At 49.7% G+C, this 11,509-nt stretch carries 9 protein-coding genes; 5 read left to right on the forward strand and 4 right to left on the reverse strand.

What is annotated here, in order from left to right; genetic code table 11:
• Nucleotides 1-2: 2 nt before the first annotated feature.
• From ACESTD_RS17105 to ACESTD_RS17120, 4 genes are all read right to left on the reverse strand, one after another.
• Nucleotides 3-1,025: an AI-2E family transporter gene (locus ACESTD_RS17105; protein ID WP_005823830.1), complete on the reverse strand. Its 1,023-nt coding sequence runs from the start codon at nt 1,023-1,025 to the stop codon at nt 3-5.
• A gap of 76 nt (nt 1,026-1,101) precedes the next feature.
• The gene (locus tag ACESTD_RS17110) at nt 1,102-1,716 is read right to left on the reverse strand and encodes an L-threonylcarbamoyladenylate synthase (protein WP_009037122.1); all 615 of its coding nucleotides are present in this window, start codon (nt 1,714-1,716) and stop codon (nt 1,102-1,104) included.
• A gap of 68 nt (nt 1,717-1,784) precedes the next feature.
• On the reverse strand, nt 1,785-3,527 hold the full coding sequence (locus ACESTD_RS17115) for an ATP-dependent RecD-like DNA helicase (protein ID WP_005835299.1): 1,743 nt from the start codon (nt 3,525-3,527) through the stop codon (nt 1,785-1,787).
• 12 nt (nt 3,528-3,539) lie between these two features.
• A complete protein-coding gene (locus ACESTD_RS17120; RefSeq protein WP_373159024.1) occupies nt 3,540-4,340 on the reverse strand; it encodes a Cof-type HAD-IIB family hydrolase in 801 nt (266 codons plus the stop codon).
• An 87-nt stretch (nt 4,341-4,427) separates the two neighbouring features.
• On the opposite strand from ACESTD_RS17120, the gene ACESTD_RS17125 reads away from it, so the two are divergent.
• The 5 genes from ACESTD_RS17125 to ACESTD_RS17145 all read left to right on the forward strand — a co-directional run bounded on the left by ACESTD_RS17125 (nt 4,428) and on the right by ACESTD_RS17145 (nt 11,425).
• A complete protein-coding gene (locus ACESTD_RS17125) occupies nt 4,428-5,321 on the forward strand; it encodes a prenyltransferase (protein ID WP_061411406.1) in 894 nt (297 codons plus the stop codon).
• Entirely contained in the window at nt 5,318-5,932 is a 615-nt protein-coding gene (locus ACESTD_RS17130) for a CPBP family intramembrane glutamic endopeptidase (protein ID WP_005823820.1), read from the forward strand. Before ACESTD_RS17125 ends, ACESTD_RS17130 begins: the two co-directional genes overlap by 4 nt.
• 85 nt (nt 5,933-6,017) lie before the next feature.
• Nucleotides 6,018-7,187, forward strand: a complete 1,170-nt coding sequence (locus ACESTD_RS17135) for a MalY/PatB family protein (protein WP_005835307.1) — start codon at nt 6,018-6,020, stop codon at nt 7,185-7,187.
• Nucleotides 7,188-7,212: 25 nt separating this feature from the next.
• Complete coding sequence (locus ACESTD_RS17140) at nt 7,213-8,847, forward strand: hypothetical protein (protein ID WP_061411408.1); 1,635 nt, start codon at nt 7,213-7,215, stop codon at nt 8,845-8,847.
• Between the two features lie 172 nt (nt 8,848-9,019).
• Nucleotides 9,020-11,425, forward strand: coding sequence for a TonB-dependent receptor domain-containing protein (locus ACESTD_RS17145; RefSeq protein ID WP_373159023.1), 2,406 nt, complete (start codon nt 9,020-9,022; stop codon nt 11,423-11,425).
• Nucleotides 11,426-11,509: the final 84 nt, after the last annotated feature.

An 11,509-nucleotide genomic window follows, 5' to 3' on the forward strand; every position in this document is an offset into this window, starting at 1 on the left:
ACTTATTCCGTCGTCTTCCCCCTTGCATCCAAATACCCTCTTTTAAACATATCCACGAACAGAAAGAATAGTGATAAGAGCAGTGGCCCGAAGATGACACCCATGAATCCGAAAAGGGACAAGCCGATTACAACTCCGAAGACAGTGATAAGCGGATGAATGTCTGCCATTTTCTTCTGGATGATGAAGCGTATCAGGTTGTCGAGCTGTGAAATGACTGCACCGCCATAGATGGCCAGGCCGATAGCTTGAACCCAGTTGCCTATCAATGCCATGTAGACAGCTATCGGAAACCATACCAGCGCTGTTCCTACCATTGGGATGATGCTGGCGAAGCAGGTCAGGAAACCGGCGAACAAGATGTTGGGAGCACCGAAAATCCAGTAGCCTATCATGGCTACTCCTCCTTGTATGACGGCGAGTAAGGGGATGCCGATGGCATTGGAGCGGACAATCATGTTGATTTCGTGGATGACGTTTTGTGTATTGTCATCATTGAACGGCAGTAGGTCGTTGACGTACTGTTCCATCTTTTTGCCCCCTATCAGCATGAAGTAGAGTACAAAGACCAGTACGAAGATGTTGACGGCAAAACTGCTGATACCTCCCATGATGGCTTGCCCGATGCGGGGAAGAATTGAAATGACGTATGCCACCGTGTCTTTCCCCAAGATATAGTAGCCGGTTTTGGCTTTAATGATGTTGGCCGCTTCTTCGAAAGGAGCTATAATGGCTTGCGGGTCCAGATTGATGTTTTGAAGATTGACCACAGCCAGCCATACCACCAGCCCAAGCGGAACCAGAAAGCAGAGAATTGCCTCTGCTGTAATGAGGGTGGCAGCTATGCTGCGCTTCATTTTCCGCTTGTCGGAAAGATACATCATCTGCTTTCTTACCAGGATATAGATAGTCAAGGCTCCCAGCAGACCGCCCATGAATGGGGCTATTTGTCTGAAAAGAATGATTCCCAGCCCGATAATGATAGCTATCAATGAATATTTCCAGTATTGTTCTTTTGTGCTCATAAAGTTCCTGTATTTCTTAGTAAAGAAACATAAAAGAAGTTGAAAAGGTTTGGAAATTGTGGCCGGAATTCAATATTTATCCTTCGTCCAGCCAGCCTAACCCCTGGCGTATGATTTCCGGCTCCCCATTGGTGCAATCCACTACGGTAGAGCCTTCCGTACCGCCGATACCGCCGTCTATTACCAAATCGACAATATCACCGAATTTCTCGTCAATCAGTTCCGGGTCTGTGCAGTATTCAATGTCCTCATTGTCATCATGCGGCAATGTAGTTGTCATGATGGGAGCATCCAGCAGGCGGGCTATTTCCTGAATGATGGAATTGTCCGGCATACGGATGCCGACCTCCTTACGGTTACGGAATATCTTGGGCAGGCGGGTGGTGCCGTTCAGAATGAAGGTGAAAGCTCCGGGCAGATTACGCTTCATCAACTTGAAGGTGCTGTTGTCCACTTTGGCGTATTCGCTGACCTTGCTCAAGTCGTAGCAGATGATGGAAAGATTGTTCTTCTTGGGGTCGATGTCCTTGAGGCGGCAGATGCGCTCGATGGCGCGCTCCTTCAGTCCGTGGCAGCCGATGGCATACATGGTGTCGGTAGGGTAGATAAGGATACCTCCGTCATTCAGTAGGTCGATCACCTGCTGCAGGTCGGCGGGATTGTTATTTTTTTCATAAAGTTTCAGAAGCATGGCGGAAATGGATTTGAGTTTTATATTACATGCAAAAATAGATAATAATCGGCTTGTAAACAAGCGATTCACCTTTTTAGCATCTCTTTCTCCAGTTTCTTTATCTTCTTCCAGGCCTCTTTGAATTTGGGACAGAGGGTGACGGCTTTCTCATAGTTTTTCATGGCTGCCTCCTTCATGTCATGCTTCAGGCATTCGTCACCCATAAGGATGTATTCGCGGGCATACTTTACAAGGGCTTTCTCTTTCTCCAATGCTGCTTGTTTCAGTGCACGGTTTTCCTCTTTCAGACGGTTGATGATGTTCAGCTTCCGGCGGATGAGGCGCTGCACGTTGGGCTTCTCGATGTCGTAGCGGGAATGGATGGCTTTGAAAAACTCATCCAGGAAAGTGCCGAAATCCCCTTTGTCGAAGGCTTTGGCGGCGGCAACGTATTGAACGTCTGCCTGTGCTTGCTTCAAGGCACGGTCGATGGCGGTGCGGTTGTTGAAGCGTTCGGAGAAACTGACAATCTCCGGACGCACGAATACATCGGCACGGCTGATGGGCTTTTTCAGCTGGATGCCTTCCAGCGAGGTGCAGCGGCTGAGGGCTACGTATGCCTGCCCACCGGCAAACACGCCGCCGGTAAAGTCGATGACTACCCGGCTGAAGGTCAGCCCTTGGCTCTTGTGGACGGTGATGGCCCATGCCAGGCGCACGGGATATTGTGTAAAGGTTCCCAGTTCTTCCTCTTCAATCTGTTTCTTTTCTTCGTTGTATTTGTAGCGGATGTTTCGCCACGACTCTCGTTTGACGTCACATTCCTTGCCGTCGTCGGTGATGACGTAGAGGGTCTCTTCGATAGGGTCGAAGCCGCTGATGACGCCGATGGTGCCGTTCACCCAGCGGCGGTCGAAGTCATTCTTGATGAAGATGATTTGTGCGCCCGGTTTCAGTACCAGTTCCTGCGAGGTGGGGAGGCTGCTTTCGGGAAAGTCTCCCATGATTTCGCCGTAGAAGGTGACCGGGTCACCGGGAAGTTCCGCCAGTTTTTTGTCGTTGATGTAGTCCACATTGTCACGGCGGGTGGCGAGGGTGATGTACATGTCGGCTTCCGATTGCTCTATTTGGGTGCCATAGCGGGTGTTGAGCAGCTGAAGTTCGGCAGAGCCGACGGTATTGTTGCGGATGTGGTCCAGCACATGGATGAACTTGCTGTCTGTTTGCCGGTATACTTTCTGCAGTTCGATGGAGACAAGGTCTATCTGGCCGAATACCCTGGCAGAGAAGAAATAAGGGGTAGGGTAGAATCGGTTCAGTATCTCCCGTTCATCTCCTTTGACGACGGGTTCCAACTGGAACACATCGCCCACCAATAATATCTGTTTGCCGCCGAAGGGTTCGCGCAGGTTGCGGGAATAGACGCGCAGGATGCGGTCTACGGCGTCGATGATGTCGGCGCGTACCATGGAAATCTCGTCGATGATGACCAGTTCCAGTTCTTCCAGTAGTTTGCGGTGGGGTTTGGTGTATTTGAAAAATTCGTGGATGCGTCCCCGTTGCAGACTGAAGTTCGGGTCATCGGGCAGCAGGGGGTAGAAGGGCAGTTTGAAGAAGCTGTGCAGGGTACTGCCTCCGGCATTGATGGCGGCTATTCCGGTAGGGGCAAGCACTACATGCTTTTTCTTCGTATTCGCGCAGATATATTTCAGGAAGGTCGATTTGCCCGTACCTGCTTTGCCCGTCAGGAATACGGACTGACGGGTATACTGAATGAGGTTCAAGGCATCTTGAAACTCTTTGTTTTGTGTATCGGGAACGAAGCTCAAAAGATTTCAGATTTATGATGGATTCCCGACTATGCCGAAATATTTCAGGGCGTTGGCGATGCCGTCTTCATCAACAGAAGTGGTTGTGTAGTTACTGGCAGCTTTTACGTCGTTATTGGCATTGCCCATGGCTACACCGATACCGGCATGGCGCAACATGCTGATGTCATTTCCTCCGTCGCCGAAGGCCATGGTCTCTTCCAGCTTGATGCCGAAGTGGCGGATAATCTGGTCGATACCGTTTTGCTTGGTGTTTCCTTTGGCTGTCACGTCTACGAAGGCAGGATGCCAGCGGCCCATCTCGCAGTGGGGGACGGAGGGCAGGATGATTGCTTCTTCCTCGGCGTTGATAAAGGGAGTCAGCTGGAAGAAGGCTTTGTCGGCATGGCTGTCGGTATAGGGCTTTGCTTCGATGGAGTCCACTTTCAATTGGTGATGGAAGATTTCCTCCACTACTTCGCCGGGCTGGTTCACGCAGATGTCGTGCTCTCCCACCAGGATGCATGGGATGTTGCGTTCGTGGCAGAAAGCTGTCAAGGCATCCACTTCCGCTGTCGGTATGGGGCTTTTGTAGATAACGGTGTCTTCTACAAAGCAATAGGCGCCGTTCATCGTGATGTAGCCGTCTATCAGATTCCGTTCCTGCAAGGCGGACAAGTTGTTGATGATGACGCGCGGACGTCCGGTAGAAATGAAGATATGTATGCCTTTGGCCTTGGCGGCAGTCAACGCTTCAATAGTGGAAACGGGAATTTCGTGGGTCTTGAAGCTGACCAAGGTTCCGTCGATGTCAAAAAACAGAGCTTTTATCATAAGGGGTTCTTTTATCTTGTGCGCGAAATTACTTAAAAAAGCGAAGATATTTCGTACTTTTGCGCACAAATAAATGATAAATAACAAATGAAGAAACATTCTTTGAAAGATTGGATGATAGCGGTGCGTCCGTGGTCATTCCCCGCCTCTTCGATGCCGGTGGTGGTGACGTTGGCATATCTGTATTGGATGCAGCAGGACATAAACTGGGTGAACGGCATCTGGGCATTGCTGAACATCGTCGTGTTTCACGCTGCCGGGAATACCTGGAGCGATTATTTTGACTATAAGCATAAGGTCGATGCAAGGGATACCTTTGGCGCCAAGACCTTGACCGACGGGATGTTTGCTCCGCGCGAGATATATGGCTTGTCGATGGCATTGCTGGCAGTTGCCCTTGTTGCGGGTGTCGGCCTGCTGTGGCGTACGGGGTTGCCGTTGCTGTACATCGGTATAGGCGGCGCGGCTTGCTCGTTGCTTTATCCGCCGCTCAAGTATCGTGCGTTGGGCGATGTCGTCATCTTTTTGGCGTATGCCTTGCTGCCGACGTTGGGTACCTGCTATGTGGCTACGGGAGTAGTTGACTGGAATGTCTTGTGGATAGCTCTGCCGGTGGGACTGATTACGGTGGCCATTCTGCATGCCAATAATACACGGGATATGCGTACCGATGCCCGTGCCGAGATTCAGACACTGGCCATGAAGCTGGGAGGAAAGGCGTCGATGTACGTTTATTGTGCCGAAGTCCTTTTTCCTTTTGGCTGGATAGCCGGCTTGATAGCTGTGGGAACTCTTCCTTTATGGACCTTGCTGGTGATGCCGGCACTGGTTCCTGCCATAGGCAATGTACGGGTGGTGTCCCGTTTTCCCGGAAAGGGAGAAAGTGCCATAGCCGGTCTGGATGAGATGACTGCAAAACTCCAGTTGTTGTTCAGTCTGCTGTTCACATTGTCGTTCGTTGTAGCCGGTTTGCTGTCATGAAGAAGCTGATTTTTACCATTCTGCTGGCTGCCGTGCTGTGGACAGTCATGTTTTCGCCTTGGACGGCTCCTTTCGTGAATTTCTGGTGGATGATGACCGGTTCTGCGCTCACGCTGTCCGTGTTTGCCACCTTGTTCAATCCCGGCTGGTGGCGGGAGGTGAAGTGGAGCTTGCCGAATGTCTTGCTGGGAATTGGCATTGCTGTTGCTTTGTGGGGCGTTTTCTGGTTGGGAGACAAGGTGTCATCTTGGATGTTCGATTTTGCCCGTCCGCAGGTGGACTCCATTTATGGGATGAAAGAGGGAGAGTCTCCTTGGCTGTTGGCGGCATTGCTACTGTTGCTGATAGGGCCGGCGGAAGAGATTTTCTGGCGCGGCTATGTGCAACGCACGCTTTCCAAACGCTGGAATCCGAATGCGGGTTTTGTGGTGGCTACTTTGATTTATGCACTGGTGCATGCCGGTTCCTGCAACTTCATGCTGGTCATGGCGGCTCTGGTGGTGGGGGCGGCATGGGGCGCGCTTTACCGTTTCTTTCCGAACCGCTTTGCCGCTATTATCTTGTCTCATGCAGTGTGGGATGTGGCGGTATTTATATTTTTCCCGATATGATTATTGTTTACAAAAATAAGGCAGTGGTAATGGGTCGTATAAAAACAAAACAAATTGATGCGTTGAATTATAAAAAAGCAAGCATATGACTTACAATTTTGATGAAGTAATAGAGCGCCGTGGTACCGACTCCGTGAAATGGGACGGTGTGAAGAGTGTATGGGGGCGCGATGACCTCCTCCCCATGTGGGTGGCAGATATGGATTTCCGCACGCCTCCGTTTGTGATGGAAGCCTTACGGAAGCGTCTTGAACATGAAGTGCTGGGCTATACGTCTGCGTGTGAGGAATGGTATACTTCCATTTGTAGCTGGCTCAGTCGTCGCCATGGTTGGGACGTCACTCGCGAGATGCTGACTTTTGTACCCGGCATTGTCCGCGGTCAAGCCTTCGCATTGCAATGCTTCACCAATCCCGGCGACCGGGTAATGGTGATGACTCCCGTTTATCATCCCTTCTTCTTGGTGACGCAACGCATGAAGCGCGAAGTGGTTTACTCTCCGCTCGACCTGAAAGACGGACAGTATCAGATTGACTTTGAGCGTTTCCGTAAGGATATACAAGGATGCAAAGTATTGATTCTCTGCAATCCCCATAACCCGGGCGGGCGTGTATGGACGGTGGACGAATTACGCCGGATTGCTGATATTTGTACGGAAAGCCATACGTTTGTCATCTCCGATGAAATTCATGCCGACTTGACTCTGCCACCTTACAAACACCATCCTTTTGCTACTGTTTCGGGGGCTGCCGCGCAGAATTCCCTCACCTTCATGGCACCCAGCAAAACATTCAATATGCCGGGATTGGGAAGTTCGTACGCCATTATCCTCAATGAGGACATCCGCCACCGTTTTCAGGAGTTCATGGAAGCGGGCGAGTTCAGCGAAGGGCACATGTTGGCCTATATCGGTGCGGCTGCTGCCTATATGCATGGTGAGGAATGGTTGGAACAGCTGCTGGACTATATAAAGGGCAATATCGATTTCACGGAGAACTACCTGCGCGAGCATATTCCGGGCATCGGCATGATACGTCCGCAGGCTTCTTACCTGATTTATCTGGACTGCCGGGGATTGGGGCTGACTCAGGAGGAACTGGTGAGACTATTTGTGGACAAGGCACACCTGGCACTGAATGACGGCACCATGTTCGGTGAACCGGGTAAGGGATTTATGCGGCTGAATATCGGCTGCCCGCGTTCGGTGTTGGAGCAGGCGCTGAAGCAACTGGAAACTGCGGTTGCAGACAAATGATAGAAAAAACTATATCTCCTATATTATGAATAGATTACCTTTCCTTGGACTATTGTTTGCGTTGCTGTGCCTTGTTGCCTGCCGGCAGATGAATGAGGCACATCTGTTACATCTGGCAGAAAAGCAGGTGAATATGAATGTGGACAGCGTGTATGCCTTGCTGGTACAGATAGAGAGGCCATCGCAACTTTCGGATGAGGAGAGGCTGTTGTATGGATGGCTGAATGCTTATGTGCACTATAAACGGCACAACTCGATGGCGGAAGATTCCTTGATATTGCCTGCTTCCGATTATTACGTCTTCCGCAACGACACGGCGAAGAATCTGTTTTCCTATCAGTTGAAAGCCTGGTACTGGTATTGGCTGAAAGAGCACGAACGGTGTATAGCTGCCATTGACAGCGGCGTAGCTTTGGCCAAGGCGCTGCAGGACACGGGAAGAATGGCTGATATGCTGATTGATAAGGCATACTGGTATGTGTATGTCTGGAAAGATTATGAGAAAGCGATAGAAACTTTCCGTACCGCCATAGCTTTGGACGCAAGAGCCGGAAGCTTCTTCTCTATGGGAATTGCCATGGGGCTGAACAAGAATGATTCTGCATCCTATTACATGGAGCGCAGCATAGAACTGGCAGTGGAGGCAGGAGATACCAGTAAGATAGTGCATTATTTGCGTAACTATGCCCAGATGCAGGCTTACTCTTTTGATGAACCTTCCGGTGCAATAGCTACTATTCGTCGTATGGAGCAGTATGTCGTCGACCCGGTGCAGCTGCGTATGGGAGATCTGGTGAAAGTGGAAGTGTTCTTGAAAGAAGGGTTGCTTGATTCGGCGGAATACTATTTGAATAAGGAGAGGAAACGTGGCGAGGGTCGGAACCGGTTTCTGACGGAAGAGAATATGGTGGCGGTATATAGGGCACTGATAGATTATACACGTCACCGTACGTTTGATGTGCTGGACGTGGCGCGCTATAATGATTCTGTTGCCAATGCTCTTACTGCGTTGCAGAGTACCGTCCGGCGTAAGGACGAGTCAAAGGAGACGCTTTCGCAAGCCAACTTGATTCTGACGGTGGAACGGAAGCAGGCACAACTGAATTTGTTGCTGGCACTGTTGGTACTGGTGCTTGCAGGTGGCGGTGTGTCCCTTTATATCCGTAACCGGCGCAACCGGCTGATTGAAGCGGAAGAACGGGCGGAAACACTGACCCGGCTGTTGGAAGATGCGACCAAGAACCAGTCGAAGGAGGAAGACGGACAGTTTTTCCGGAAAATACTGTTGCAGCAATTAGGCATGATACGGCTGGTGGCTAAACAACCTACCTCGCAGAATCAGGAGCTGCTTCGCCGCATTTCGGGTATTACCAGCCATGAACTGCCGGTAGAGAGTTTGCTGGTATGGGAGGACTTGTACCCTATCATAGACCGGATGTATGATAACTTCTACACAAAGATGGACAGCCGTTTTGGAGATGTGCTCATTGACAAAGAAAAGCAGCTTTGCTGCCTGCTCTGTGCGGACTTCTCGACGAAGGAGATTAGTGTGGTGACACAACAAAGCATTCCTACCATTTACCAGCGAAAGACGAATATCCGCAAGAAACTGGGGATGGGGGAGAAGGAAGGCATTGTAGAGTTTATAGGCAGCATATAGACCGGAAAAGGCATAATATAGACTTTTGTAAAATTAAAGTGTTGATATGTAGTGATTTGTAGTCTTGGGGTATAGACTTTTTATTCCCCGATATAGACCGTTTGAGGCATGTTTTACCCCTATCTTTGTTTCAGCGAAATACAAAGAGTAAAACATTGAAATCAAACGCATAATGAAAGAAAATCTACTGAACAACGTTAGAAAAAGAGTGATGGTATGGATGGCCTTGGCAAGTATGGCCACTTTCCTTTCCGCCCAGACTTACCGGCTTTCCGGTTGTGTGCAGGACGAGAACCGCCAACCGGTAGAGGTGGCGAATGTGCTGCTGAAGCAGGCAAAAGACAGTACCTATATTACCGGTATGCTGACCGACACACAAGGTTGTTTTTCCTTTGACCAGCCACTGGGAGAATACTTGTTGCATATTACCCTTATCGGCAGCGAAGACCTCTACGTTCCCGTTGTGCTGCAAGGAAACAAAAACGTTGGCGAATTGACATTGAAATCTTCTTCCGCCTTGCTGGACGAAGTGACCGTTACGGCCGCGCGTCCCGTTATCAAGCGTCTGGTGGATAGGGTAGTGTTCGATGCACATAATACCATAGCCTCTGCCGGAGGCAGTGCACTCGACCTTCTGCGTGAAGTGCCCGGTCTGCAGGTTGGACAAAACAGTATTGGTATTATAGGTAAAGGGGGTATCAAGGTTTATATCAACGACCGTGAGACGAAGCTGTCGGGAGATGAACTGATAGATTACCTCCGTTCCTATGACGCCTCCCAGATACTGAAGGTGGAGGTGATTACCACGCCTCCGTCCAAGTACGATGCCGCCGGAAATGCAGGCATCATCAATATCCGCTTGAAGTCACGTCCCAAAGATTACGTGGGTGGTACGGCTTCCGCTTCCTACAGCGCTGGTGAAAAGGACAATTACGGATATGGCGGGGTAAGCCTGAATCTCAGCAAGGGGCGCGTGTCATCCTTCCTCAACGGGGGTACTACGCAGGGCAACTATGAGACGTGTGAGAAGAATTACCGCTATTTTCCGCAGAACACCTGGAACAGCCGTGCCGACTACACCAATTACATGAATAGCTTCTACCTTCAGGGAGGTGTGGACGTATCGTTGGAACGGGACTGGACTGTAGGTATGCAGGCCATCTATAATCACAGTGCTCCCAAACCGGGCAACGCCCTTTCATGGACGGAAGTTTACGATGCCTCTACCGCCGTATTGGATTCTTTGCTGTACTCCAACAGTGACAAGGATACCAGTTCCGACCGCCTCAATCTGAATTTTCATACCGATAAGGTCTGGGATGACAAAGGCAAGAAAATGACTTGGGATGTGGATTACCTGCGTGACAACCGGGACGAAAATATGGGCTTTCTCTCGAAAACCCTCCTGCCTGACGGTACGGAGATTCCGGGCACAAACTTCGATTACAACTATCTGCAACATCGCAAGGTAGATGTAGTCTCCTCCGCTCTTGATTTCATCCTTCCTTTTGAAAAGTACAAGATAACGGCAGGTGCCAAGGTCTCCTTTACCAACACTCGCAACGGTATCAATTACGATACGTCGGACCCTACGCTGGTGCAGGATGATTATTTCCGTTACAAGGAGCAAATCTATGCCTTATATGCTGATTATAGCCGTGAATATTCCGAACGTTTTTCCATGCAGTTGGGCTTGCGTATGGAGCACACCCGCACTACCGGTATTTCCGAAGCGAAGGATACGGAGGACAAGCACGACTATACGCGCTTGTTCCCTACTGTCTATCTGCTTTATTCGCCTACAGACGGGCATGCGCTGAACTTCAGTTTCTCCAACCGCATCTCCCGTCCGTCACAGAATATGGTCAATCCTTTTCCGTTCTATCAGAACAAGTACACTTACGCTTGCGGTCGTGAAGACTTGAAACCTAGTTATACTTACAATGCCGAACTGGGATATACGTTGAAGAATAACTTCAATGTTTCTGCCTATTATTCTTATTCGGACGATGTCTTCTTTCAGGTTGTGGACTTGGATGCTGAAACGAATGTGACCTCTTTCCTCTGGGAGAATTTCATGCAGACGCATGCTTTCGGGCTTAACAATTCATACACTTTCCGTACCAAATGGCTACAAACTTACGCCCAGCATGGAGTGAGCTATCGCCGGACCACCTCCAGCGCTGCCACCACCTCTCCCGAGGAGAAAGGGTGGGCTTATAACGCCAGCCTGCGCAACACTTTCTTCTTCAATGAAAAGAAGACTCTTCTGGCCACGTTGTCCGGTTCCTATTCTTCCCGTCAGTATCAGGGCATCTATCTGATGAGCCCCACTTACAGCGTCAGTGCAGGTATGCTTTATCGGTTGTTGAACAATAAGCTCAGCCTCAGCCTGAATGTCAACAATTTGTTTGTCAGCCATTCCAAATTGGAAACCATGTCCAACGGGTTGAAGATAATTGCCGACAATCAGTTTGCCTTTGCCAGTTTCCGTATCGGTGTATCCTATACTTTCGGTGGTGATATACGTAGTAAGGGTCAGCGGAACAGTAACGAGGATATTCAGAGGAGGCTATAATAAGAAGTGCTGAATTCAACTTGCAAATGCAACAGAATTCTGATTAATAATTTGTTTAAATTTTTCGTTTGGCGTGAGGTATCC

The sequence above is a fragment of the Bacteroides sp. AR20 genome, assembly GCF_964250605.1.
Lineage (GTDB): Bacteria > Bacteroidota > Bacteroidia > Bacteroidales > Bacteroidaceae > Bacteroides > Bacteroides uniformis.